The sequence below is a fragment of the Chryseobacterium flavum genome (assembly GCF_003385595.1).
Lineage (GTDB): Bacteria > Bacteroidota > Bacteroidia > Flavobacteriales > Weeksellaceae > Chryseobacterium > Chryseobacterium flavum.
In genome coordinates, this window is record NZ_QNUE01000009.1 from 36154 (window position 1) to 62898 (window position 26745).

General features: G+C 34.3%; 25 protein-coding genes and 1 tRNA gene. 12 read left to right on the top strand and 14 right to left on the bottom strand.

Annotated features, from left to right (window positions below; all coding sequences use genetic code 11):
* Positions 1-11 precede the first annotated feature (11 nt).
* On the top strand, positions 12-308 hold the full coding sequence (locus DRF59_RS12365; RefSeq protein ID WP_115960340.1) for a hypothetical protein: 297 nt from the start codon (positions 12-14) through the stop codon (positions 306-308).
* A gap of 68 nt (positions 309-376) precedes the next feature.
* On the opposite strand, the gene DRF59_RS12370 is transcribed toward DRF59_RS12365, so the two are convergent.
* From DRF59_RS12370 to DRF59_RS12380, 3 genes are read right to left on the bottom strand one after another with little or no spacing between them, the layout of a single operon-like run.
* Positions 377-2407 (bottom strand): recombinase, encoded by a 2031-nt coding sequence (locus DRF59_RS12370; protein WP_115960343.1) that lies wholly within the window; start codon positions 2405-2407, stop codon positions 377-379.
* A gap of 13 nt (positions 2408-2420) precedes the next feature.
* Positions 2421-3065: a monofunctional biosynthetic peptidoglycan transglycosylase gene (gene mtgA, locus DRF59_RS12375; RefSeq protein WP_115960346.1), complete on the bottom strand. Its 645-nt coding sequence runs from the start codon at positions 3063-3065 to the stop codon at positions 2421-2423.
* A gap of 46 nt (positions 3066-3111) precedes the next feature.
* A complete protein-coding gene (locus tag DRF59_RS12380; protein ID WP_115960349.1) occupies positions 3112-4158 on the bottom strand; it encodes an ABC transporter substrate-binding protein in 1047 nt (348 codons plus the stop codon).
* A 59-nt stretch (positions 4159-4217) separates the two neighbouring features.
* Here DRF59_RS12380 and DRF59_RS12385 point away from each other — a divergent pair.
* A tRNA-Arg gene (locus tag DRF59_RS12385) sits at positions 4218-4294 on the top strand.
* A gap of 240 nt (positions 4295-4534) precedes the next feature.
* Here the strand turns inward: DRF59_RS12385 and DRF59_RS12390 are convergent.
* From DRF59_RS12390 to DRF59_RS12400, 3 genes are all read right to left on the bottom strand, one after another.
* The gene (locus DRF59_RS12390) at positions 4535-5029 is read right to left on the bottom strand and encodes a CinA family protein (protein ID WP_115960352.1); all 495 of its coding nucleotides are present in this window, start codon (positions 5027-5029) and stop codon (positions 4535-4537) included.
* A 52-nt stretch (positions 5030-5081) separates the two neighbouring features.
* Positions 5082-5351, bottom strand: coding sequence for a heme oxygenase (locus DRF59_RS12395; RefSeq protein ID WP_241505581.1), 270 nt, complete (start codon positions 5349-5351; stop codon positions 5082-5084).
* A gap of 508 nt (positions 5352-5859) precedes the next feature.
* Positions 5860-6420, bottom strand: a complete 561-nt coding sequence (locus DRF59_RS12400) for a helix-turn-helix domain-containing protein (protein ID WP_206606744.1) — start codon at positions 6418-6420, stop codon at positions 5860-5862.
* A 165-nt stretch (positions 6421-6585) separates the two neighbouring features.
* On the opposite strand from DRF59_RS12400, the gene DRF59_RS21195 reads away from it, so the two are divergent.
* The 3 genes from DRF59_RS21195 to DRF59_RS12410 are packed head-to-tail and all read left to right on the top strand — an operon-like array spanning position 6586 to position 10059.
* The gene (locus DRF59_RS21195) at positions 6586-6717 is read left to right on the top strand and encodes a hypothetical protein (protein WP_262510632.1); all 132 of its coding nucleotides are present in this window, start codon (positions 6586-6588) and stop codon (positions 6715-6717) included.
* The gene (locus DRF59_RS12405; RefSeq protein ID WP_115960358.1) at positions 6718-7746 is read left to right on the top strand and encodes a glycoside hydrolase family 130 protein; all 1029 of its coding nucleotides are present in this window, start codon (positions 6718-6720) and stop codon (positions 7744-7746) included.
* 45 nt (positions 7747-7791) lie between these two features.
* Positions 7792-10059: a glycosyltransferase gene (locus DRF59_RS12410; protein ID WP_241505582.1), complete on the top strand. Its 2268-nt coding sequence runs from the start codon at positions 7792-7794 to the stop codon at positions 10057-10059.
* A 1474-nt stretch (positions 10060-11533) separates the two neighbouring features.
* Here the strand turns inward: DRF59_RS12410 and DRF59_RS12415 are convergent.
* Positions 11534-12631 (bottom strand): calcium:proton antiporter, encoded by a 1098-nt coding sequence (locus DRF59_RS12415; RefSeq protein ID WP_115960708.1) that lies wholly within the window; start codon positions 12629-12631, stop codon positions 11534-11536.
* Positions 12632-13098: 467 nt separating this feature from the next.
* Between DRF59_RS12415 and DRF59_RS12420 the strand changes: the two genes are divergently transcribed.
* The 5 genes from DRF59_RS12420 (at position 13099) to DRF59_RS12440 (ending at position 15127) form a co-directional block, all read left to right on the top strand.
* Positions 13099-13317, top strand: coding sequence for a hypothetical protein (locus DRF59_RS12420; RefSeq protein WP_047430084.1), 219 nt, complete (start codon positions 13099-13101; stop codon positions 13315-13317).
* Positions 13318-13453: 136 nt separating this feature from the next.
* A complete protein-coding gene (locus DRF59_RS12425; protein WP_047420562.1) occupies positions 13454-13792 on the top strand; it encodes a cupin domain-containing protein in 339 nt (112 codons plus the stop codon).
* Positions 13785-14015 (top strand): hypothetical protein, encoded by a 231-nt coding sequence (locus DRF59_RS12430; protein ID WP_076550606.1) that lies wholly within the window; start codon positions 13785-13787, stop codon positions 14013-14015. Before DRF59_RS12425 ends, DRF59_RS12430 begins: the two co-directional genes overlap by 8 nt.
* A 7-nt stretch (positions 14016-14022) precedes the next feature.
* Positions 14023-14820, top strand: coding sequence for a hypothetical protein (locus DRF59_RS12435; protein WP_123873680.1), 798 nt, complete (start codon positions 14023-14025; stop codon positions 14818-14820).
* A gap of 43 nt (positions 14821-14863) precedes the next feature.
* Positions 14864-15127 (top strand): heme oxygenase, encoded by a 264-nt coding sequence (locus tag DRF59_RS12440; protein WP_115960367.1) that lies wholly within the window; start codon positions 14864-14866, stop codon positions 15125-15127.
* A 680-nt stretch (positions 15128-15807) separates the two neighbouring features.
* On the opposite strand, the gene DRF59_RS12445 is transcribed toward DRF59_RS12440, so the two are convergent.
* The 5 genes from DRF59_RS12445 to DRF59_RS12465 all read right to left on the bottom strand — a co-directional run bounded on the left by DRF59_RS12445 (position 15808) and on the right by DRF59_RS12465 (position 23567).
* Positions 15808-18315, bottom strand: coding sequence for a cation-translocating P-type ATPase (locus DRF59_RS12445; protein WP_115960370.1), 2508 nt, complete (start codon positions 18313-18315; stop codon positions 15808-15810).
* A gap of 281 nt (positions 18316-18596) precedes the next feature.
* Positions 18597-19118: a hypothetical protein gene (locus DRF59_RS12450; protein ID WP_115960373.1), complete on the bottom strand. Its 522-nt coding sequence runs from the start codon at positions 19116-19118 to the stop codon at positions 18597-18599.
* Positions 19119-19134: 16 nt separating this feature from the next.
* Positions 19135-20007, bottom strand: a complete 873-nt coding sequence (locus DRF59_RS12455) for a C39 family peptidase (protein ID WP_123873681.1) — start codon at positions 20005-20007, stop codon at positions 19135-19137.
* A gap of 73 nt (positions 20008-20080) precedes the next feature.
* The gene (locus tag DRF59_RS12460; RefSeq protein ID WP_206606745.1) at positions 20081-21067 is read right to left on the bottom strand and encodes an HlyD family efflux transporter periplasmic adaptor subunit; all 987 of its coding nucleotides are present in this window, start codon (positions 21065-21067) and stop codon (positions 20081-20083) included.
* Positions 21068-21347: 280 nt separating this feature from the next.
* Positions 21348-23567, bottom strand: a complete 2220-nt coding sequence (locus tag DRF59_RS12465; RefSeq protein ID WP_115960381.1) for a peptidase domain-containing ABC transporter — start codon at positions 23565-23567, stop codon at positions 21348-21350.
* A 111-nt stretch (positions 23568-23678) separates the two neighbouring features.
* Between DRF59_RS12465 and DRF59_RS12470 the strand changes: the two genes are divergently transcribed.
* Positions 23679-24407: a 2-C-methyl-D-erythritol 4-phosphate cytidylyltransferase gene (locus DRF59_RS12470; RefSeq protein WP_123873682.1), complete on the top strand. Its 729-nt coding sequence runs from the start codon at positions 23679-23681 to the stop codon at positions 24405-24407.
* On the top strand, positions 24391-25587 hold the full coding sequence (locus DRF59_RS12475; RefSeq protein ID WP_115960387.1) for a LicD family protein: 1197 nt from the start codon (positions 24391-24393) through the stop codon (positions 25585-25587). The genes DRF59_RS12470 and DRF59_RS12475 overlap by 17 nt, the downstream gene beginning before the upstream one ends.
* A 262-nt stretch (positions 25588-25849) precedes the next feature.
* On the opposite strand, the gene DRF59_RS12480 is transcribed toward DRF59_RS12475, so the two are convergent.
* Positions 25850-26308, bottom strand: coding sequence for a MaoC family dehydratase (locus tag DRF59_RS12480; protein ID WP_115960390.1), 459 nt, complete (start codon positions 26306-26308; stop codon positions 25850-25852).
* A 239-nt stretch (positions 26309-26547) separates the two neighbouring features.
* Positions 26548-26742: a cold-shock protein gene (locus DRF59_RS12485; RefSeq protein ID WP_115960393.1), complete on the bottom strand. Its 195-nt coding sequence runs from the start codon at positions 26740-26742 to the stop codon at positions 26548-26550.
* Between the last annotated feature and the right edge of the window lie 3 nt (positions 26743-26745).

Genomic DNA, 26745 nt, shown 5'->3' on the forward strand with positions numbered 1-26745 from the left:
ATACACTTATTATGAAGAATAAAAAAAAACGGGAATATCAGTCCTCGGAACTGGTGAAATCTTTTGCCCGGATATATGGTTTTGAAGATAAACTTATTGCTTTTGAGATCAAAGATTTTCTTGAAGATTATCTTGATGAGAGTTTATTCAATGAAATCAGGAGTGTTAATCTTGAAAAGGGGAATATCATCATCAAAATTGATTCTCCTTTACTAAAACATGATTTCAAAATGCGCAAAAGTTTTTATCTCAAAAAGTTCCAGGATAAATTCGGAGCAGAGAAATTCAGTGATCTCCAGATTTTATAATTGAATAAAAATATAAAAATGCTACCTGTAGAGTAGCATTTTATGTTATAATATATTTCCGCTGTTTATTAATGTTCTTCAGATTTATTGGAAATCGTACTGCTCATCAGATCATCTGCCTTTTTATCCAAACCTGAGCGTAATGGTAAAAAGAATTTCAACGGATGCTTCACAAAATATCTAAAAATCTCCTTGTAGATTTCACTTACCTGTCCGAAATTCATTTTCCTTGAACGGAATGCCAGGAACATGGATAAAGTGAAGCTGATCAAAAAGTTAAAGAAACCGATCAGAAAAACTGTCAGAAAAGAAAGCCAGAAGGTATAGGCATCTACTGAAAAGTCTTTTCCGTACAATCCAAGCGCAAAGTTCCCCGCAGCAAAGGTAATATGCCTGATATCCAGATCAAGCCCGAAAAACATTCCTACCGGCGCTGTAGCTCCCAGGAAAACCCCAAACCAGAAATTTGAAATGATCCCCGGCCAGTTTTTAGCGTAATATTTTGACAATCCTTTGGCAAATTTCTTTCCGAAGAAACTTCTGATCGAAAGGTTTTTTGCAATCCTTTCCGGGATCTGGTAAAACACGGAATTGTTACCTATATTTCCTGAAATGATTCCTGAAATAAAGAGGTAAAAACCTGCAATACTTGCATGAAGAATGGCCTTGGACCGGAAAGGATCAAGATCTTTCAGCAATTTGTCTGACCTGTCAACAGCAAGATTTTGTGAGAAAAAGACATCTAAGCCATAAATAATGGCAAGCGCGATCGGGAAAGCAAGCAATACATTTCCTACAAAAGCAATGAACTGGCTCCGGAACAGTTTGGAAACCAGATGCGCAAATTCTGTATTATTTCTTTTATTATTTCCCTCTTCTGATAAGACTTTGGTCATGGTAGCGGCTGTCATTGCCGGTTGTTTTGTAGCCAGGGTAAAGCCCATCAGGTATATCATGACAAACCCCATCGCATAGTTCATTGAATACAGGAATGCATGGGAAAAATCACTTCCCGGAATATATCCGTACAGCATTTTCAGGACACATAATGCCCCTACAATAATTCCGCCACCACTTGCTTTATAGAACATGGTCATATATTCTTTACGCGTAGAAGTGATATAGTGCGTTCCGGTTTCTGCGGTATGGTTTGTAATAAGATGGGAAATCAGCCTCGTACTGTCATTGATAAGGTCTGCAATATTATTTTTATGGGATTTATAACTTAATATATTAAAGATCAGCTGTTTTGATTTTATGATCACATCTTCATCTGTATCAATCACGAGAAGCTGCACGATCTCATAAATCCTTTCGGTCTGCTGGCGGATTTTCAGCAAAGACTGGTTGATCTTTCCTGAAATACCATATTTGGCTGAGTTTTTAAAAGCAATGTTAACAAATTCCAGACATTGTTCCGCATAAATTTTAATCTGCTTATACCGGCTGTCTCTGGAATGCAGCTGCAGTTCAGGATCATTTGCCAGGTCATCTGCCAGTGTTTCCAGTTCGTTCTGAAGGGCAAGAAACGGGTTGTCAAGATTTCTGTACTGAGGTGCCATTCTTACCACTTCCACTTCCATTGCCATTCCGGTTACCCTCCATGAAAGGATGTTCATAGAGAAGATAAGCTCTTTTTTAACGTTCGGCCTGATGATAAAATCTGAGGCTCCCAAAATCGTTAAGAATTCATCAATCTCATTTTCGGGAAGATTATGGATGTAGGTAAGATCCTTTTTAGGTCTCAGACTTACATTATCAATCATATACCACACCGTTTTCTCATTTTCTACGGGTGGCAGTACTTTATTCAGGATTCTTTTTTTGAGTTCCGGAAAAAATGCATTTTCAGAAAGGATGTTTGCTTCTGTCAGGGACAGGTTAAAAGGTCTTCCTTTGAAAATATTGTGTATGTAGTATCTGAAGTTTTCAGCAAACCCGGGATTACTTCGGAGAAAATTGAGCACAGCTGTAAAATCCGCCCTCTTAATGCTCTCTAAAAACTCTGCAAAAGGTTCTAAAGAAAGGGTTTCGTTCTTAAAAGAAAAATATTTTTTAAGAACTGATTCAAAATTTGTGCTGGAATTAAAGAATTTCATTAGTACAAAGATACTATTTCAAACTCACATTCCTCATCTGTCTCATGATCCAGTTATGTTTCTTTCTCAGATAAGGGCTTGGATTCTTCGGGTCATACTTTTTTGGATTGGGTAATACTGCAGCAATCCAGGCAGCATCCGATGTGCTCAGGTCTTTGGACGATTTTCCAAAATAATATTGGGCAGCTGCTTCTACTCCAAATACACCCTGTCCCATTTCAATGGAATTCAGGTATCTTTCCAGGATAATATCCTTTGTCCACACTTTTTCAATGATAAAGGTATAGACGGCTTCCAGCCCTTTTCTTATCCAGCTTCTGCCCTGCCAGAGAAAGACATTTTTTGCCGTCTGTTGTGAGATGGTGCTCCCGCCTCTTATTTTTTTCCCTTTTTCGTTATACTTCATGGCCTTTTCAATAGCTGTATAATCAAATCCGTTATGATCAAAAAACTTCTGATCTTCGGAAGCAATCACTGCCTTTTTAACGTTATTTCCCATTTCATCATAGGAAATATAATCCCTGCTAAGTTTTCCATACTCCAAAAGTCCACCGATCTGCGTAATGGTAACAGGAGGATTGAAGAACCGGCCCCAGATAATGAAAGCCACATTCAGCAAAAGAATAATGAAGATCAGCTGTTTAATTTTTTTCCACATAACTTTTTTCTAAAAAGGAATTGCAAAAATAAGCAAATAGTCTGAGTTACTGCAATTCTTTCATGTAGGTCAGCTGATAACCCGGAAGAAGTTCAGGATGAAAGATCTTTATATAATCCTTCAGGATGAGGTCAGCCCTTACTGCACCGCTTTCAAAAAAATCATTGGCTTTCAGCTTTTCCTTTCCTGCAATGGTATACATTTTTCCTTTGGTAAAGACGTCTAATTTCCCATAGAAAGGATTCATCGCCAGCATTTCTTTCTTAGAAGCATGACTTCCTGCATTTACCCAGTACTGTACTCCTCCGGCTTTGGCATATACCTCTTCAAAAGTCATGGTCAGGGCCTTTTCGTCTTTATTATCTTTCATGATATAAGATGCATTGGCATCTGCAATATAATGGGCTACGGAAGTATTTCCTCCCGGAAGATACCAGACATCTCCATACATTTCATTAGCCAGCACAACGGGCTTTTCCTTTGCGGTTAAGGCCATCTGTTTCAGATCATCGTAGTTTTTCTGAATTTCTTTATACCGGGCATCTGCCTCTTTTTCTTTTCCTAAAAATTCTCCAAAAAGTTTAATGTATGCTGTTTTTTCAAGAGGTTTCTGCTCCTTATACTCGTCTAAAAATATTACCTGGATGCCATTATTTTTCAGAAGCTCATAAGTATTATCGAAGCTTGCAATATGATTGGTAAAAATAGCATCCGGTTTCAGGGAAATAATTTTCTCTACATCATACTTCTGCTCACTTCCCACATTCTGAATCTTTCCGTTTTCAAGCAATTGCTGAATTTTTTCAGAATAAATATATTCGGGGCTTGAGACTCCGATGATCAGATTTTCTGCTCCAAGCTCAGAAATATACCCTGCCATACTCGCATTCAGAAGGATAATTTTTTTGAATGGGATCTGATTTTGCTTAAAATGATAGGTGAATTTTCCCGATTTCAGCTCCAGTACTCCATCATGTTCTTTAAACTGAGTACGGGTTGAGATATTTGTCCAGTCAGAGGACGAATTTTTTGATTCTCTCTTACAGGCGATTAGCGAAAAAACCGTGAATAAAAGTAAAATTTTCTGTTTCATCTTTCAAAGAACGGAAAAAAGTGCTATATTTGCAAACCTTTAAACAACAAGGAAACAACGGCCTCGTGGCGCAACTGAATAGCGCATCTGATTACGGCTCAGAAGGTTACAGGTTTGAATCCTGTCGAGGTCACCAAAAGCCAAATGGCGCCAACTAAAGACAGTTAGCGCCATTTTTATTTTGCATAAGAATGAATAAATTTGTAAATATTGGATATAAATTATTCAAAAAATTTAGAATCGAATAATTTTTCAAGCATAAAATCAAATAAAGGGTTGACAAAGAATTTTACAGAGTTGGAAACTCGTAGAGATTTACATAAATAAAAGCGAAAAATTAAAAATCTATACTTTTAAACTGATGGTAAATGGTAAGTTAAATTAATATTTGATTCAATGCACTTTTATAACACCCTAAAATAAATTCGGTATAATACAACTGTGCATCCAGTGCCTGAGTCTTATCATGAAGCTCTATGCGTTTGGAAAGTACAATCTCTCCTTTGTAACTGAATGAACAGAATGAATACACTTTAAATCCCGAATTTCTTACAGATGCAGCATATCCAGTAGAAGCAATTCCCCAATCTGTTCCAAATGATTCAGCGACCTTTACAGCCATTGTATCAGCCATTTTTTGGGTTTCAAAACCATTTTCCTCAGCTTGAATTCTATTGATATCTAAAAAACTAACTTTTTCAGGTAATGTAAAAGTTGTTATTCCTCCTTTGTAAAAAAGTTTTGCATTAGCCATTTGGGAAAAAGCCAGCTGTATTAATCCCGAGGTTACGCTTTCTGCTATAGAAACCGTTTCATTCATTGTAATGAGTGAAGTACTGATATAATCAAGTAAACTTTGCTGAAATTTCATGGGTCTATTATTTATGTTGATCAAAAAAACTTTTATGCTGCTGAATCAATATTCAGATAACGTCATAATCATTCATGGTTGTTACAAAATAATGCTCAATCATTTCTCTGGCATTTCTGCACATTGACAAAAGATCTTCTCTGGTCATATCTTCAAAAATAAAATCATCATGAACTTCAATAATGAACTCAGTCACTTTTTCGGTGTTCATCAGATCATAGGACATTAAATCATTTAAATTATCTAATCTACATTCTTCCTTAAAAAAAGGAAGTTTCCGGGTAATGGAATTCTTAAACTGAAAAAGGTGTATTGTTTTCATGACTTCTGATGTTAAAGTGATAATAAGAAAGTCTGTTTTGTATTTAAACATGTTGTTTACTCATGAATGTTCAAATAGTTTTATGGACTCAGTTGATGAAAATTTTTATATATCTATCAATTCCTATAATATGGATGAAAAGGACAGAAACCATGGGTCTCCATCCTTGATTAATTAAACCCTTTCGAAAACATATCTACTATTTTATCGGGATTTAATATGCTCATTGTCAAAATTGAGAATCCTTAAGCCTACTAATTTTATATGTCGTATATTCGCTTTTTCACATCTTTCTTTACTACTACAATGTTTTCAAATACGGGAGAACAGCCTGTTGTTTGATAAATATTTTCAACTGTTCACTCTATTTCCTATCTAAAATTGCACTATTTATAGTGATACAAGCTTTATGGATTTTGTGAATTCCTGATTATTATACTACAAAGATGGCCGTTTAAGTGTTATACTAAGCTATATATATCCGGTATAATTTTACATATATCACACATTATAAGTCTTCCAGATTTCCAAGACGTCTTTGTTTCAGCTGTTTATAAAATGAAGGGGAAAGTCCTGTAATTTTTTTAAACTGATTGGAGAGGTGGGCCACGCTGCTGTAATTGAGTTTATAAGAGATTTCTGTAAGATTAAGTTCATCATATAACAGCAGTTCTTTTACCTTTTCTACTTTATTAATTATAATAAAATGCTGGAGTGTCATTCCTTTCACTTCTGAAAAGGTATTAGCCAGATAAGTATAATCATATCCTAATTTTTCACTTACATAGTCTGAGAAATTTTCTTTTGGGAATTCATCTGAATAATGAATCATTTCTATCACTACATTCTTTATTTTCTCTATCAGGATACTTTTTTTATCATCTAATACTTCAAGTCCTGTTTTAAGCAAATTTTCTTTAAGGATCTGTCTTTGTTCTGAGCTAATATCATCCAATAATTCTACTGTCCCTAAATCAACGACAGCATTTTTAATGCCCAATCTTTCCAGTTCCTGATGGACAACCATTTTGCAGCGCAAACTTACCATATATTTTATATACAACTTCATCTCCCTACTAGTTACATCCGTCAATTATTTCATTAACAGTCATTTATCCAAAGTTAGTCTATTAAATCGGAAATATCTATGATTTATACAACAAATTAAAAGACAATTGCAAAGCTTTCCTTTTTTAATGATTGAAATTTACAGGTAACAAAAAAATATTTCACAATGTCAAAAGAAAAAGACGGAAAAAAGAAATCAGATAAAACTCCACCCGCAAAATCTGCAAAAGAGAAACGGGAGGATAAAATGAGTAAACGAAGAGAAAGGGAAGAAGAAGCCCGAAATACCGGCAACTAAATGGTATCCTTGAAAAAAGATGGAATTATACTCAGAAAAACGACATTAGACTTTGAGAGTGAAGGAGTTCTAAATCCTGCTGTCATTCAGGATAACGGAAAAATACATTTATTATACAGGGCTCTTGCCAGAAATAACTTCTCGAGTATCGGACACTGTATATTATCGGATTATAAGACTCCTGAAATACGGCTCAGCAATCCGGTTATTATCCCTGAATTTGAATACGAAAAACATGGTGTTGAAGATCCAAGAATTGTAAAAATCGATCACTTATTTTACCTTACTTATACCAGTTATGACGGGGTTAATGCATTGGGTGCACTTGCCCTATCTAAGGATCTAATATCATGGCAAAAGCTAGGAATCATTGTGCCAAAAATTCCATACAAAAAGTTTAAGCTTTTAGCAGAATCTCAAGGTAAAATAGGAAAAAAGTACAGACGCTTCAACAAACTCCCGCCTACTCACAATAAGAATAAAGATGTTTTCCTATGGGACAAAAATGTGATATTTTTCCCACGACGAATTAACGGTAAGCTTTATTTTCTTCATCGCATAAGACCAGATATCCAAATTGTAGGGATAGAAAATATAGAAGATCTGAATCCTGATTTCTGGAAAGACTATTTCCTTCACTTTAAAGAACATATTGTATTATCTCCCAAATATGAGCATGAAGTAAGCTATATTGGCGGCGGATGTCCCCCTATAGAAACCGAACATGGATGGCTTTTAATCTATCATGGTGTGCATGATACCATTGAAGGATATATTTACAGCGCATGTGCGGCTTTAGTGAATCTTGACCATCCTGAAAAAGAAATTTCAAGACTTCCTTATCCTCTTTTCAAGCCTGATAAAGAATGGGAACAGAAAGGAGAAGTAAACAATGTCTGCTTCCCTACCGGAGCCATTGTAGAAGGAGATACGCTCCATATTTATTACGGCGCTGCAGATAAAAGAATAGCCGTTGTTTCTTTAAGCATCCCTGAATTACTGAAGGAATTACTACAGTGCACATCATAATTGATTATTCTCTATAGAATGTCAGACTTTAAAACAGATATCATCATGAATAAAAATATAAACCCAGACGTGGAGGGAAAGACAAAAAGACGATCTGTCCAAAATAAAAAAAACACAATTAACTATAAACCTGAAATTATCTTTATAAGTACTTTTCCTCCTAAGGTGTGCGGTATTGCAACATATTGTCAGGATTTGATAAAATCTCTTCAGCTAAAGTTCAAAGAATCATTTACCATCACCATCTGCCCAATGGAAACTGAAGATGAAAGCTACAGATACGAAGAAAACCCTCAATATCGACTCAATACATCCGATGCTATTTCTTATTTGGAGCTGGCTGATAAAATCAACAAAAATGACAATATTCAATTGGTTATGCTGCAGCATGAGTTTGGATTTTTCGCTGAAGCGAAAAACGGATTGCTCCTTTTTCTTCAAAATGTAGAGAAAGATATCATCATTACTTTTCACACCGTTCTGCCAAAACCGGATTGGGAATTAAAAGAAAAGGTAAAAGAAATCAGCAGTTTTGTAAAATCTATTATTGTAATGACCAGTATTTCTGCGGATATCCTCACCAATGATTATGATATTCCACCTGATAAAATTAAAGTGATACCCCACGGCACCCATTTACTGCCATTTATCGATAAAATTTCACTGAAAGCGAAATACGAATTTAAAGATAAAAAAGTTCTTTCAACCTTTGGTTTACTGGGTTCGGGGAAAAATATTGAAACTACCTTAGAAGCTCTGCCTGAAATCATTTCCCAAAACCCAGATGTGATGTTTCTTATTATTGGCAAAACACATCCTGGCATCATTAAATATGAAGGTGAGAAATATCGTGATTTTTTGAAGGATACTGTTAAGAGGCTCCATCTGGAAAATCATACTTATTTTATCAACCAGTATCTGCCTTTGGATGAGTTGTTGGATTATCTTCAGCTTACCAATATCTATCTTTTCACTTCAAAAGACAGAAATCAGGCAGTAAGCGGTACCTTTTCCTATGCCATCAGTTGTGGCTGTCCTATTGTTTCCACTCCTATTCCCCATGCTCTGGAAGTATTAAATGAAGACTTAGGAATTATTATTGATTTTGAAGCACCAAAACAGCTTGCTGCTGCCGTGAATACATTACTGAAAAACGAAACCACACAGGAAAAATTACGATCAAATAGTTTAGAAAAAATGGCTCCTACAGCCTGGGAGAATTCTTCTATTTCACACGCCCTATTATTTCAACAATACAGCAAAGATAAAATGACATTACATTATACATTCCCCAACATTAATCTCAGCCATGTCAAAAATATGACAACGGATTTTGGGATGATCCAGTTTTCTAAAATCAACAAACCTGATATCAATTCCGGGTATACTTTGGATGATAATGCCCGTGCTATGATTGTAGCCTGCAGACATTACGAATTGAGCAAAGATGAATCTGACCTTGATTTAATCTCAACTTATCTGAAGCTTATTAAGTTTTGTCAACAACCGGATGGGAGTCTCCTTAATTACATCAATCAAGATAAGGAATTTGCGCAGCAGAATTATGAGACCAATCTTGAAGATTCTAATGGAAGGGCTATCTGGGCACTGGGCTATCTTCTTTCTATAAAAGCTATTTTACCGCTGCAGTTTTCTGATGAAGCGGAATCAGTTATTGAAAAAAACCTTCCGTCTATTGATAAAATGCATTCTACTCGTGCAATGGCTTTTATCATCAAGGGATTGCATTATCAAAATGCTGAAAACAATATTCCATTATTGAAAAAACTCGCCAATCGTCTGGTGAAAATGTACCAGCATGAAAAACACAAAGACTGGCATTGGTTTGAAAGCTATCTCACTTACGGAAACGGTGTACTCCCTGAAGCTTTATTGTGTGCGTGGATTACCACCAAGGATGAAATGTATAAACAGGTTGCCGATGAATCCTTCAAGTTTTTGCTTTCTAAAATATTTATTAAAGGAGGTATCAAAGTAATATCCAACAAAGGATGGCTGCACAAAGAAACGGTTAAAAGCCCCGAATCAATTGGTGGTGAACAGCCTATTGATGTTGCCTACACCATACTGGCCTTATTTACATTCTACAAGGTTTTTAAAGACGAAAAATATTTGCAGATGATGAGGAATGCTTTTAGTTGGTTTTTAGGAAAAAATCATTTGCATCAGATTATTTATAACCCTGCAACAGGAGGGTGTTATGATGGTCTTGAAGAGAAAAATGTGAATCTCAATCAGGGAGCAGAATCAACGGTAAGTTACCTCATGGCAAGGCTCTGTTTTACTAAATAATTAGTTTACTTGTTTTTCAACCAGCAGCCAACCCTATGATAAAGACTCTGATATCAGTCATTTATCTGCAACTCTGTAATAAGACCTTAGGTTTATGATCTTTAAGATTTCTTCTTTTTCCAGCTCCAAATTTATACAATTATGGGCATAATCACAGATTTTTTCCCTTTTATAAAACATCACTCTCTCAGTAAGAAAAAGACTCCGGATACTAACAATGTGTGATAACTGCAATATAAAAAACAAGCTGTAATACATAGGTTATAAAAACACCACCTCGTACTGCAGCAATTAAGTTATATTAAATTCCACGTCAGGAACACAAATCATCATAAAGGTGACAAACCTTTCAAATTCCTGAAAACTGGAATTTACAGTCAAAATAAATTTATAACTTTCTTGCAAAGAAAATTAAATATTATCACAGAATTGACGCATTAAAAAGTTATGCTTAAAAAATACCCTAAGAGCGTTAAAAATAAATGTATTATTTCTACTCCATATACGACAATAATAAATAGAATCACATGACTTGCAGCATATTAATGTAATTTATTTAGATATACATTTACTGCTCATAATAGTTGTACATTCTCATTAGTACAATTAACTCTCCCCTAAAAAGGAGGGTTTTGTTATATACTCTCCTCCTAAGCATTAGAAAGGTTAATATCTGTAGGATATTAAATCGGACTGTAAAATTTACTATATAGTGTTTCCAGGATATGAGTGTGATTATACCTCTACAGAAATCTACTCATAATAGCGGGGATTTTTTATTTACACAGTTTTCGATTTTGCAAAATGTAATGACTTTTGTATGGGAAATTATAATTGCTATCTGAGGGAAGAATGATAAAGTATAGAAATGTTATGTTTTCTCAATAGCATAATTATATATTGTATCTTTACTCAGATATAAATACAATCTTGTCTTAAAAATTCCTAAAAATGTTTTTTTTTCTGTTCAGAGTACTTTTCAAACTTTTAAAGTATTGACTTAACCCAAGTTGTGAAGCAGTTTCTGTGTTATCTCATTAGTTTTTATTTGAAATTTCAATATTTGGGCAACATCTTTATAATCATATGATTTGTACTCATTACTTGTTGCACAGTCATAAAACAAAATATGGTTTACTGCAATAATTCCTAATAAGCAATAACTTTTAATTTCCAAGATCATGTTTATGGATTTCCATGATTTTATAGGTATAAGTATCTCATCTTTGATTTATATTTTCTATTTATTCTGTTATAATCAAAATTTTAGCTTTCTCTCCGTTTTAATGATTTCCGATAGTGAGAAATTATAAGAAAGGTCGGTTTGGTAAGGAAAAAAGTTCTTTTCATGATCCTTCAAACGTTTTTTTTGGATTCATGATGAAATATATTCTATATCAACCATCATATCATATAAACTAAAGATGGCCGTTTCACTATATATCAAGCTATATAATGCATAACTTAAATAGGTTTATGGTACAATTGTAATAAAAAGATAAATTAAAAAAATAGCGATCAATACAATTCCCTGCATGATATTAGTTCTGCCTGTTGCCAGTGAAACAGTAATAATAAAAAGAGACAGTCCTAAAAGTATTGTTGATTTGATATCTATCCCCAATGTCATTCTTATACCGGTTATTACAGATATAATGGCAATCGCAGGAATACTTAGTCCGATACTCGCTAAAGCTGAACCAAAAGCCAGATTTAATGAAGTTTGAATCTGATCACTTTTTGCAGCTCTGAATGCAGCCAGACCTTCCGGAAGTAGAACAATACCAGCAATAATGATACCTACAAGAGATTTAGGGGCACCCACAGAAACAACTATATGTTCAACATCCTTTGAAAGAAGTTTTGCTAGCAAAACGACTATTCCCAGGGATAAAATTAACAATATACAATTGATATACAATTGTTTTGTGGAAATTATTTTATTATTGATTTCTAGAGGCAAATTCTCGGATAATTTGTTTTGTGGAGAAATGAAAAAGCTTCGATGTCTAAAAGTTTGGATCATGGTAAATCCAAGATAAAGCCCTAAAGAAATCAAGGCGATAAAAAGCAGTTGGAGGGACGTGTATTCGCCTCCGAGGTGACTTACCGTATAATTGGGCAGAATAAGAACAAAAATAATAACAGAGGTCAGTGTAATCAGTGCCGTACTTACTCCCTGTAAGGTAAAGCTCTGTTCTCTATATCGTAAGGATCCTATGACAATACAGCTTCCAATGATTCCCGTAAGGATTATCATCACTGCAGCAAAAACCGTATCTCTGGCAAGAGTAATGGTTTCTAAACCTTTTGCTCCCATCATAATGGAAATAATAAGCCCTACTTCTATTACCGTAATGGCAAATGCCAAAAGCAAAGTTCCAAATGGTTCCCCCAAACGATGCGCAATAACTTCGGAATGGTACACCGCAGCTAAAACACTTCCTATTAAAAATAAAGTAAGAATCACAGAGTAATACCCTGAAGAAAAAACAGAATTTCCAACATAAGAGAACCATGCCAGGATAGGAATCAAAAATGTCCACATCCTTAAATATTTTTTTATAAACATAAAAACATTAATAATTTTTTTTACCATTGAATTCTCTCTTGGAGAGAATCAGCAGATTTATATTCTCCTTTTCAAAAACAGATTTATAAATGATTTGAAGGGGAACAGAGAGGTATGCCGGAAGTATTAAATAATGAAAGGAAAAGAAGTGAATACACTGGTTCTTAGAGTCCAGATTGTCAGTTCAATGCAATTATTCAGCAAGATACAAATAATTAATCACTTATTTGGAATTATTGAGCAGTATTTTAAGTTTGTAATCATTTCCTAAACTTAACCACCTCATTACTTTATAAGGAGTCATCAAACACTGCTTTTATGATCAACCACATTTCAGATGTCCAAAATAAGCTGGAATTTTATAAAAGTGTGATATGTGCAACATAAAAGAAACAATCTGTAATACAATAGATTAATAAATACCCAACTTTGTATTGTAGCAATGAAGTTACACTAAAACCTACTTTATGGACACAAACCACAACAAAGGCAACCAATCGTTCAAAATTCCGGGAGACTGGGATGTGCAATCAAAACAACTGAAAGAAAAATTTTCAACATTAACGGACCACGACCTGAAGCTTGAAGAAGGTAAAGAAAAGGAAATGCTGGAAAGAATCGGAAACAGATTAAGAAAAAACCGTGAAGAAGTTCTCAATATTATCAAAGAAATCAATCTTTCATAAATTGTTTTCAAGGACAGTTAAAACCTATGATGAACAATTTATCAAAAGCTTAACTGAAAAAAGGGATGGGATATTAGACAGTTCTATCCCTTTTATTTACAATACCATCTGCTATTTTTATGTTAAACCCACAGTGATGAATCATAGAGAACTTGAAAAATCGAAAGTATATATTACAAGCCAGATTGTAGATTACATTCCAAATTCTGTAGTCAGTAAAAATATACTTGAAAAACTGACCGGCAATATCAGTGTTTTATCTTTTGATGACAAAGAAGGATTATCTGAAAAGATATCTCCTTTCGATACTGTTGCACAGATCATTGAAGGTAAAGCTGAAATCATTATAGACGGAGCTTCTTACTTTATGGAAGAAGGTGAATGCATTATCGTTCCTGCCCATAAATCTCATTCAATAAAAGGGAATAAGCGCTTTAAGATGATAGTAACAATAATAAAAAGCGGTTATGAATAATCTAAACACTATATCTATTTTAACGAAAAAGATATTTAAAAAGACAGTTGAAATCCAAAAAGAATTTCCTGAACTGTATGAACTTCTAGATGAAACTCCATTATTTTTTTCTGAGAAAGAAAAAAATATTACGATAAAAGATTTAAGACAATATCTTGTTTCCCTTATCATACAACAAAAATCCTTTGAAAAAGGAACTATGAAGAAAAATGATCTACAATAAAATTCTAATGAAAAAGTTAATTAAGCATCCAAAGAGCAAATCGGGACTCAGAAATAAAAAAAATATTTCAAGAAGAGCCTATTATTCCCAGTTTACCTCTCTGTTCTATCTGCGAAATACCAACATCACCTTAGAAAGAGACGCTAAAGAAATTCTTAGAATGTTAAAAGAATTACAGCAGCTTATTAACAAATCAAGATTGATATTTAGCACATATTGCAGTTTAAGCCAGCATAACCTGTGGCAGTCTGTTTTAGAAGACCTGAGTGAGAACATAAAGAATATTAGAATCCAGTTTGAATATATACTGGGAAATATTATTAAAAAAAATAAAATCAATTCACTCATATTCTGGCAGCAAAACAAACTCTACACAGATGAAATGGAAGTAATCCATAAAAAACTTATTCTGTTGACTATTCAGGTTTTACCGGAAGAAGAAAGATTATCTTGGAAGGTAAATATTTATAATTTTTATGATGAAATTTTTTCTTTACTTACTCCACTTATCGGGATGTGCAGGCTTGAATTAGACTTTATAGAAAAATATTCACCTAAAACCTTTAACCAAAATGTTATGGATATTATTAAAGATATTCCAGAAAATTACACATTACAGGAAGCAAAGGAATATGAACACGAATACATAAAAATATTAACTAACTACAGTCATGAATTATGTAGGAAAAATAATTTTTGGGGCAGCTTATTGTATATCCTTTCAGGCGGCTTGTACCCATTACCATCAGAACGTACCTTAACTAAAAAAAGGATCTACAGAAAAATAAAAGATAAGCTTTCTTGACAAAGCCTCAACCTAAATTTTCCATCCTATTAAATAGTTTATAATGAAAACAATACATCTCTTTCGGTTTAACGATTCTATTTTCCGTAAAATTCCTTTCTTCAAAGAAGAAAATAGGCTGAAAACCGATGTAACAGAAATTGATTTAATGAATATTGAAATAGTAACTGAATATATTGTGAAAACACATGATGACTTTAGTTTCGACAACACATCAGTAAATGATCTTTTATCGATGTGCAAGAAAGCTCAAAAAACAATTGAACATTACTTTGTCATAAAATTAAATCATTATGATTTAGTTTAAAACTGTTATTTATTGTACTCAAGAGCTTTCTACTCAATAAAATTGTTGAGTTACTATAAAAGTGATGTCTTTACTAAATATCTTATTAAGATAGTTTTTAGAAGAAACAAGACAAATAAAACCAATTAAAGATAAACTAAGCCAAGTTCGCTTATGCTTAATTTCTGAAATTAAATTGTTTTGAGTTTATAACATTTTTATTCTAATAAAAGTTTCTTGATCAAAATAACTTTATAATCCCCCCTAATCTTGCTCAAACGAACCAAATCATCGATAAAAGTGTTTGAAGACACGCTCGTTAAGGTCACTTAAGGAGACAACTATTTGATAGTTGTCTCTTTTTTTTATCCATAAATATCTATTATCAAACTTTTGTAATTTTGTAATCTACAATTATTAAGTGTTCGAAATCTTCTTAAGGAAGTGATCATCTTCAAGATTTTATAGTCCAGGCTTGAATTTTAAAATATTTATAAATAAAATTCCGGCTAATTTTGCTTTGTAATTTAAAAGAAATGGCAAACATCGAACAAATTAGTTTAGCCATTTCAAAAGAGACCTTGAGAAAACTATTTTTTTGCATAACCATCAGTAATTAAAAACTATTCAGCAATTTAACTAAAAATCAATCAGCTTTTTCACGAATCAACATTATATAATTCTCTGTTATGAATAATTCATTATTTCCTAAAATAAAGCCTTTTTATGAATTTGTAAATCTCAAACCACAGTACAGAAACTGAAGCAGTAAGCAATGCCAGTCCAAGTTCTTTTATGCTGAGAGCCCTCACCCTGAAAAATCCCGAAACAGGAGCTACATAGAGAATGATCAGCAAGAGAATCACCACTAATACTGTGATCCCCGCAAGCAGAACGTTCCGGTTTTTAAAACTCTCCAGCATGCTGTAATAGAAAGAACGGTTCACCAGGCTCAGGAGTATATTGGAAAATATAAGTGTAGTGAAAACCAATGCCCTGGTTTTAGCTTCATCATTTCCATAGCTGACAGAGTACTGATAAAGCCATAATATTCCTATGGTAATGACCAGCCCCTGGATAATGCTTATTGTGAGCTCTCTCCAATTCAGAAAAGTATCTGTAAGTGCTCTGGGAGGTCTTTGCATAGCATTCTTTTCCATAGGCTCATTCTCATAAACAATAGAACACGTGGGGCCCATCACCAGTTCCAGAAAGATTACATGAACCGGAGTGAATATATGAGGAAATACCCAGCCCAGGAACAAAGGCAACGAAACAGTGAGAATAATAGGGATATGAATGGAAATAATATACTGTACCGCTTTTTTTATATTGGCATAAATTCTTCTTCCAGCGGCAACCCCAATCACTAACTTATCCAGGTCATCATTGGTAATCACCAGTGCGGCGGCTGATTTGGCAATTTCAGTTCCTTTATTTCCCATTGCCACTCCAATATGAGCCGCTTTTAAAGCCGGTCCATCATTCACACCGTCCCCCAGCATTGCCACTACGTGGCCTTGGGCTTTCAAGGCAGAAACCACTTCCAGTTTTGCTTCCGGAAACATCCTTGTAAATAAGGTAGTATTTTCAGAAAGTTTTATAAGATCTGCTTCAGAGCATGCTGCAATTTCACTTCCATTAACGGGCATTGTACTGTTTTTTATTCCTGCCTGCAATGCAATAGCTCTGGTGGTATCAGCATTATCTCCTGTAATGACTTTTACTTGAATACCCGCATCATATATATGCCTGAACACCTCTTTTATTCCTTTTTTGGGAGGATCATAAAATACAGTCAAACCTAAAAAGTCAAATTTAAAATCCTGCTGCTTATCCGGAAAATCATTTCCTTCAAAATGAGATCTTGCAACACCTAGAACTCTGTACCCCTGTTCTCCGAAATTCTTTATTATCTTTCTTATGTTATTTTTTTCATCTTCTGAAAGATTGCAAACACTGATAATAGCTTCCGGAGCACCCTTAGCGGCAATAATCCGGTCTTTCTGATCATTTTCAAAAAGATGGGTCATCATCGGCGGTTTTCCTTCCAGCGGGTATTCATGAAACAGCTGATACTTTTTCCTTTGATCGGGCTTCCGGGTCTGTTCATAGATCTTATGCAGGGTTATTTCCATGGGATCAAAAGGTACAGGCTCACTACTCCACATCGCATAATCAATGAGTTCTTGCAGCTCTTTTGTTCCAAACTCTGTTTCCTCAAAAGTTCTATCAGAACGGTAATCATAAAGATGTTTCAAATGCATGGAGTTTTCCGTAATCGTACCTGTTTTATCTGTGCAGATCACAGAAACGCTTCCCAGGGTCTCTACAATGCTGCTTCGTTTAATGATGATTCCTTCCCGCATCAGCTTCCATGCACCCAAAGCCATAAAAGTTGTAAAGGCTACGGGAATTTCTTCGGGAAGCACAGACATTGCCAGGGTAAGTCCACTTAATAAACTGGTCACAAAGTCACCTGTTTTGATAAAGCTGAAGATACATACCGCAAGAAAGATAATGATTCCGATAACAGCCATTCCCATTACAAAGTTTCTGATCTGAAACTGCAGAGGAGATATTTCTGTTTTTATTCCCAGTATAGATTGTCCTATTTTTCCTACTTTAGTTTCTTTTCCTATATTTTCGACCTCAAAAACGGCAAGTCCGGAAACAGTGATTGTCCCGCTGTACACCTTGTTATCTTCGGATCTGCTATCCTTGAAAACAGAAAAACTCTCTCCTGTCAGGGAAGATTCGTTAACAGAAAAATCGTTGCTGTGAACAATTCTTCCATCCGCATTGATGAGGTTTCCCTCTTCAGTAATGCATAAATCTCCGACAGCTATTTCAAAAGTTGGAATATTAATAATCTTTGAATTTCTGATTACCTTACTTAAAGGTTCGTTAAGTTTTTCAAGTTCTTCCAGCGCTTTTTTGCTCCTGTTATCCTGGTAAAAAGAAATTGCGGTAACTCCGACAATAGCAGCAAACATGAATAAAGCCTCACCATAATCCCGTGTAAGGACATAAATGAAGGAAACACATATAAGAAGAAGCAACATCGGCTCTTTCAGGATGTTGAGAAGTAGATCTGCCCATGATTCTTTTTTAACAGCTTCAAGGCGGTTATATCCGTATTTTTTTCTGGAATCGGCTACTTCAGGATCTGTAAGTCCTTTCAAATCTTCCGGTATATTGTAATTCATATGAAATGGATATGATATTAAATTTACGGATTGTTTTTGTTATATCAGAATACTATTTCTGTTTTTTACCCACCTGCTGTTCAATCTGTTTTCTCACCTCTTTCACCCATTGCTTTATTTCCTACTTTTGGGTCTCAGACAGCTTGCATCCTGATGAACAACGTTATAGGATGTAAGTGGCATTTCACAAAGCCAGTATTTCGGTCAGGAAAAACACTTACAGCATAATTGCGAAAAGCCGCCTCAAAGTGAGACGGCTGATTTTTTTAATTGTTTATAAACTACTTTATACGTAATTCTTTAGCTTTAGCAATATTTTTCTTTGACTTAGTAAATATATTAACAAGAACTAAATCCTGATTACTATCTGACTGAATATTTTCCGCCTTAATTTGTAATATATACTCCTTGTCAACATACGTTTTATCGAATTTACTCTCAATAGGTTTTCTATCAATAAAAATAATAAAATGCTTTAGATTTAAGTTAGTTTCTTTAAGCAAATCAATTAATGAAATAAGTTTAGGAGTGTAGCCGGTTTTTGTTTTTACAATTATTCTCTCCTCAGCGGAAGACATCGCTTTTCTACTCACTGATTCAATTCTATCAGGATCTAAGCCGCAAATTGTATTAGCTTCCAGTAATTTTCCATTCAACTCCAAAGTTTCAGGTAATGGTTTCTTGTTAATATTGTTAATTACTTTTGGAATAGAATCCTTTTGAAAGTCAATATAATCTATAGTAATCTGTGCAGTACAGAAATTAAATGACACAAGTAATGTAAATAAATATTTGATTTTCATTTTCTTTATTTATAAATTAACCGATAACTTCACCTGAAGCAGACATTCCACATCCGATCCACCAATCATTAGAGTCATTTCTATACTGATTTACGGTAGCATTATTCTGGAAACCCGAAATTGCAGATTGATTGACCATTGTGGAGGCATTGTAAGCAATGGTCTCTACTCCTCCCGGAGCCAACGAATTTGCAATAGTTACCATATTCGTTCCTGCATTAAACCCGATAATAACAACAGCGTGTCCTGTATTTGTTGCAGGATCTATTATGGTCGCTAATATCGGATGCCCATTGTCAAGATGGCTAATTATACTGGCGGTATCCCCTCCAAGGTCGGTATTTGTAAAAAATTCATCAACAAGTCCATTTAATTCGTCCATTGTTAACCCTCCATTTGGATTAATTAAAAATTCCATAGCGGCTTCACCAGGATTATTTAATCCTACAAATTGTGCAAAATCATCCTTGTGAATCCCCATTGCATCGCCACCGAAAAATTTTGAAATAACATCCAGAGCCTTCATAGTGCATTCACCAGTTGAGCCTAACTGCGTACATATCTGAGGTACCGGTTGTGGCAAATTATGCTGTTCAGGATCACTTGTATCATCATCATTCCCTGGGTCTTCTCCCCCTCCTGAAGGAAATGGATCGTCTCCATCGTCTCCAGGTGATGGATCATTATCGTCCCACGTCGGGGGATCTCCTCCGTCGTCATAGCCATCATCACCACCACCATCATCACCGCCTGGTGCAGGAATAATAACTTCCGGAATCTCATGTACATCACTCTGACCACCTTCAAGCCCTCCCTTGAAGGAATATAGTTCATGTTCGTTCAGCATTTCTAATGTGCTGTTTAGTTCGACAACTTGCAAATTTCTCATTTGATTATATTTAATGATTTACGATAATTCATAAAAATTATATGTTTTTAAGGTCCATAATCCAATACTTCATTTATGCTTTCTTATAAAAGGTTAGCAAAATTTTTTCTAAAACTCTTTCATAAAGTTTTTTATTGTTTGTCAAAATTTCACCTTCTCCACTGACTCCATCAGATAATAACACACTTCCCCCTGATGATAAAATTGCCAGATCGACCATATATTTTTTCTCCTCTCCATTAGCAGTCTTTACAGTATTTCCCACAAAAGAAATTTTCATAACTTTTGCTTCTATAACGCCATACTCTTCATGTGGAAAATTATTTAGTCTAATAAGAACATCTTGATTTTCTTTGATTTTACCTGAGCCAAAATCAGATATCATCATTTGCCCATTTACCTTATTTGAAATTGGGATAATTGCAAAAATTGGATCTTGATGATTTATATATTGATTATTTTTCAAAAAACTCAAATATTGTACTTTCCCTTCAATAGGGGCTGTAATTAAATACGCTCTCTTCCAGGCTCTTATTTTATTAATAAGGTCATTGTAAGAATTGTATAAGTCGGAAGTAAGTTTTTCTCTTTTTTCAACTTTTAAAATTTGGGTTTCCACGCTTTTACTTTTAGTACTTAAAATCTCCTGATCAAGTTTATAGATTTCCTGTTTTGTTGTATTATTATATTGTAATGAATTCAAATAATTCTGCTCTGTACTTTCGAATTGCTCCTGACTGATTATCTGGGCATTTCTGAGCAATGAATCTCTTTTAACCTTATTATAACTTAACCTGTCATTTTTATTGATCATGTTTACCTTTCCCCGTTGTAACTGTAACTGTTTTTCCTGCTTTTCTGCAAGGTCGTCCAGAAGCTTTTGCTGTCTGTCATATAAACCGTTGGTAGTAAAAAGAACGTATTGTTGTAAGGCATTTAAAAAAGTAAAGTAACTGTTGTTAATTTCACCATAATGAACAATTTTAGGAAGTGCATCGTAGTAAAATGCTAAATTTCTCTCACTGTTGAAACGTAAAGCTGTTTTCTCTAGTTCCAGCATTTCCCCGAAGGAAGCTTCATTATCAATATAGGCAACAATGTCTCCCCTTTTAACTACATCATGGTCCCTTTTCAAAATAATAATAGGCCCCTGATGATTGGCAACAACCGACAACGAAGGATTATCCGCAACAATCGTAACAGAACCTTTATAAGAATCAGGATATTTGATTGAAAAAAGCCCAATAATAAGCAACAATAAAATTATACTTATCAAAATTGAAATTCGGATGCTTATACTGCCCGGTATTCTTGAAACAAGAAATGTAATTTCCTCTGAATTAGTTTGCTGCAATCTCTGCGTGTGATCTGTCTGCTCCATTTAAAACATTTATTTGACTTTCAAAGAGCTTATAATATTGCCCTTTCTGTTGCATCAGGAAATTGTGATTACCTCTTTCTATTATTTTTCCATCTTTCATTACAATGATTTGATCTGCGTTCATGATGGTACTTAAACGATGGGCAACTATTACTACAGTTTTGTTAACAAATGCTTTTGAAAGCGAGTTAACAATATTCTTTTCGTTAATTGAGTCGAGTGCATTGGTTGCTTCATCAAGAAATATATACTTAGGGTTTCTGTAAAGAGCTCTCGCTATAAGGATTCTTTGCTTTTGTCCTCCGCTTATCCCCCTTCCGTTTTCTCCTATTTTTGTTTTGTACCCCAGTGGCATATTTTCAATTTCCCGGGTCATATTTGCTATTGCCACTACTTCTTTTAATAATTTATAATCAATAGTATTGGCATTAAGTACAATATTGTTAATTACAGTGTCATTAAAGATTTTTCCATTTTGAAAAACGCTTCCGCATTCATCCCTCCAGTTAGCAATGCTGATATGTTTATAGTTCATTTCTCCTACAGTAATATCACCTGAAGAAGGCTCATACAGACGAAGAAGCAACTTTAATATGGTTGATTTCCCGCTTCCGCTGTCACCTACAAAAGCAGTTGTCTTTCCTTCCGGAATAACAAAATTTAAGTTTTGTAGTACATAAGGCTGACGTGCAGAATACTGAAAATAAACATTTGAAAATTTTAATGTTCCTGAAGAAGGCAGGGTAATATTATTATTGTTCACATAATTATCTTCTTCGGACAGCGATCTTATTTCACGGATTCTGCTGAAGCTTAACTTTGCCATTTGGAAGCTCAAAAAAAATTGAACCAGCTGCTGAATCGGACCATTCAACATTCCAAGAATCATTTGAATGGACAACAACTCCCCCAGTGTCATTTTATTATTGATGACTAAAAGTGCACAATAAAATGTAATTGATACATTTTTAAGATTGTCAATTACCTGTGCGCCTACGTTCTGCCTGTTAGTAATCGACTGCATCTGTAAATTCTGTTTAAAGAGCTTTGCCTGTATTTCATCCCATTTTAACTTCCGGGAGGTTTCGTAATTATTTATTTTAATTTCCTGGATATTGTTGATGGTCTCTATCCAGAAACCTTGATCTTTTCCCATCAGTGCGAAATAATTCATATCAACCTGTTTTCTGGCTTTAAAAAACAGGAAGATGTAGGTCAGATAAATCATTGTTCCTGCGATAAAGATCAGGAATACAGGCACACTATAAACCAAAAGAACAAAAATGAATGCGGAAAACGAAAAAAGTGAGAAGATGATATTGAGTGAGTTGCCCATAATAAAACTTCTGATCCTTTCATGATCATGTGCACGCTGTAAGATATCTCCGGGATGCTTATTCTCAAAAAAGCTGAAGGGAAGTTTCAGCAGTTTAGATAAATAATCTGAAATAATATTTACGCTCACTCTGTTTGATACCTGCAATATAATCCAGTCCCGTATAATTGTCGAAAAAAAGGAACAGATGATAAGGGCTAAATTTGCAACAAGAATCATTTTAATGAACTGTAAATCTCTTTTATTGACCCCGATATCAATCACAGATCTTGAAATAAACGGAAGGAAAACATTTAATCCAGTGATGACAGCCATCACCAAAAAGAGCAGCAACAGAACTTTTTTATAATTTGTAAAATACTTAAAAAAGTCAAAAAGCATATTCTTCTGCTCAACGGTTTCTTCAATATGCAGGGTTTTAAAATTGTTTGCCGGCTCAATTAACAATACGACCCCCTTGCCATCGGATTTAAGCCATTTTTTCAAGAATTCATCCGACGTATAAATAATCTTACCCTTTGCCGGGTCTGAGATGTAAATTCGCTTACTTTTAATTCGATATATTACAACGAAATGACTTTCACCCCAGTGGAGAATTGCAGGAAAGTGAACCTGAGATTTCAAATCATTGAAAGAACATCTTACTGCATGTGATTTTAAGCCTATCTTATCAGAAGCATACACTAAATCTGCAAGGGATACTCCCTCTTTTGTCACACTACACAGGTCCCTTAAAAATTGTAAAGAATAATATCTTCCATAGTGTTTTGCAATTATCTTCAAGCACGTAGGTCCACAATCCATTTTATCAAACTGCCTTTCGTGCGGAAAGCTTTTAATCATTAGTTTTTTTTGCAAAATAAAAGCCTGAGGAAATATGAAAAAAGCCATAATTCAACAATTAATGAAATGTTCATAATCCCTTCATACTTGTGCAATATTTAAAATTTAGTTTTGGCAATAATTAAAATGGAAGGATTCATACAAATGAAGAAATATGTAATTATACTGGCGGCTGGTGAAGGAAACAGAATGGGAGCAGAAAGTGCCAAGCAATTTCTTCTCTTAGGCGGCAAACCGATACTGGTCCATACAATTGATAATTTTCTGAAACATCCCCATCATCATTTTGAAATCATCATTGTACTTAAGAAATCACATATGAAAATCTGGCATATGTTATGCGAAGAATATGATTATCTTAACAATTTGAAAATCGTGTTTGGAGGCAAAGAGAGATTTCATTCCGTTAAAAATGCCATTGACACAATACCTGATGAAGAATGTATCATTGGAGTTCATGACGGTGTCAGACCGTTTGTAAGTTCGGAGGTAATTAATACAGTTTTTACTGAGGCAATAATACATGGTGCAATTGTTCCTGCAATTGCAATGATTCCAACAATTAGAATGACGGATGGTAATAACAACCAAAGTAAGAATCGTAATGATTTCAAAGTTATTCAGACACCACAGGTATTCAGGTCAGAAATTATCAGGGCCGCTTATCAGACAGCATACTTACCGTTCTTTTTTGATGATGCAACACTTGTTGAGTACTGTGGTTACAAAATTGAACTGGCCGAAGGTAATGAAGAAAATATAAAAATAACACTCCCTATAGATTACATAACTGCAAAAGCTTTGCATTCAACAAAATTAAAACATGATATTTCATATTAAAGATAGAGCTATTACTTTTGAGAATGGCCATATGACGACCGATATTACATCTGATAAACTGCTATATGAAAATGACAAAACCTTCCACCTCGAAAAGTATGGTTTTGAAATGTCTCCAAGAGACATTCAAAATTATTCCGCCCACATATGTATCTGGGAGTATATTTTTATTCATAACATAACCAAACCATGTATTGTGATCGAAAACGATGTTGAGCTTATCAAAACATATGATGAAATTATTGAAAACGTTCATTCATTGGAAAATGAATGGGACCTTATCATTCCATACAATAAACTCGGTCAGGGCTCCTTTACAAAAAGTGAAATATTCCCAAGCAGATTAGGATACTATTGGGGTAGCTATTTTTATATACTTAATGCAAAGTATATTAAAAATATTCTAACCCTAAAAAACATCAAACAACCTATTGACGAAGAGCTATTGGAAGCATCATTTAACAATACATTAAAAACTCTTGTACTGGATACAGACTGGTTTAAATACGATGAGGCAAAATGTCCGGTATATAAGGATAGAGGATTATTTTTCTTAGAAAAAATCAAAGAAATAAATTTATGGGAGGATAGGCATAAGGAGCAGGCTATTTCTATTTTATTGTATTTAGCAGAAAAAGCGAAAGAACTTGGACTTAATCTTTTTGCACATGCCGGAACACTACTTGGTATTATACGGCATGATGACATCATGCCCTGGGACGATGATGTTGACCTGTGTATGGATGAAAATGAAATTAATATTCTTTTAAAAGCCGTTGAACAGGATAATACTCTTAAATATACTAAAAGGTTATGGCACAAAACGGGATCAGAATATTATAAGTTTTTTTACCAAGATGGCGAATATAAAGAAGGATATGATTACTCTTTTCCATTTGTAGATATATGGTTGCTCTTCAATAAACCGCAAAATTCATACTTAACTTCCGATGGTTATGAAGCTTTTAAAGATGATTACCTGCCAGGAAAACCATACAATCTTTATAATGCAGATATCTTTATCCCCAATAAACATGAAATTATTTTGAATAAAATGTATAACAATTGGGATAAGTATATTAAAATTTTTTCCTGGTCCCACAGGTTAAAAGAAAATTGTATCAGCAGCATAATCGCTCCGATCAAAACAAACAATGAAGGTAAACTTATCAGCCATTAACACAACCTTTTAAACCTCATGCATGATAAACTCATGTATTATAAGGTGCAGACAGGATTTTTAAACATAGAAACTATATGTAATTATAAGGTTCGCCTAATCTGCGGGCGATAACTTCGGAATGGTAAACCACTGCCAGAACACTACCAAGAAGTAATATAGTAAGGAAAAACGAATAAAATCCTGACGAAAATACACCACCTGCAAAATAGAAAATCCACGCTGGAACCGGGACAACAATTATCCAGCCGGAAAGATACTTTTATGAAAAATGATACAGGAATACCACATCTCCGGTATAAGCAGATTTTACCTGATCTTTAATCATCAGCTTAGCTCCCACCATAACTTTTACGGTTCCTTTAAGGTTCTGTACAGATTTAATTGTTGCCTCAAGACGTACTTTATCATTAGCTTTCACTGGTTGACCAAATCTAAAATTCTCTATTCCGTAATTGACTTCCATACTGATGTTCCTCACCTCTGCAATCTGCTTCCACAGATAGGGAATCAGCGAAAGTGTTAAATAGCCGTGGGCAATGGTTGAACGATAAGGACTTTCTTTTTTTGCCCTTTCCTCATTAGTATGAATCCACTGATCATCTAAAGTTGTTTCTGCAAATCTGTTAATTTGTTTTTGGTCTATGATATGCCAGTTGGAAGACCCAACCATCTGGCCTTCCAAAGATTTATATTCCATAAAATTGTTGATGATAATCATTCTAGTCTCTTGTTTTATATTAAGCTGATTGGTTTTTTTTTCTTGAAAAACCTCTCACATAATGTGAGAGGCAAATGAACATAATGGAAAATAAAAAGTAATTTAACTTACATCAATGTTCTATCAAACAATGTGCTCAAAATCCAGAGGTTACCGGACTTTGAATTGTAAAAAAATATAAAAATATAATACTGAAATTGAAAATAATTTTTCTTTCACACAATGATATTAAAGCTTAATTACGCTAATTTTACATTAACAGCATTTAAACCTTTATCACTCTTTTGTACTTCAAAAATGACTTTATCATTTTCACGGATTGCTCTTGTGTCTAACCCTGAAGAATGTACAAATATATCTTTACTCCCATCTGATGGAGTAATAAACCCGAAGCCTTTTGCTTCATTGAAAAATTTTACTGTGCCTTGTTGCATTGT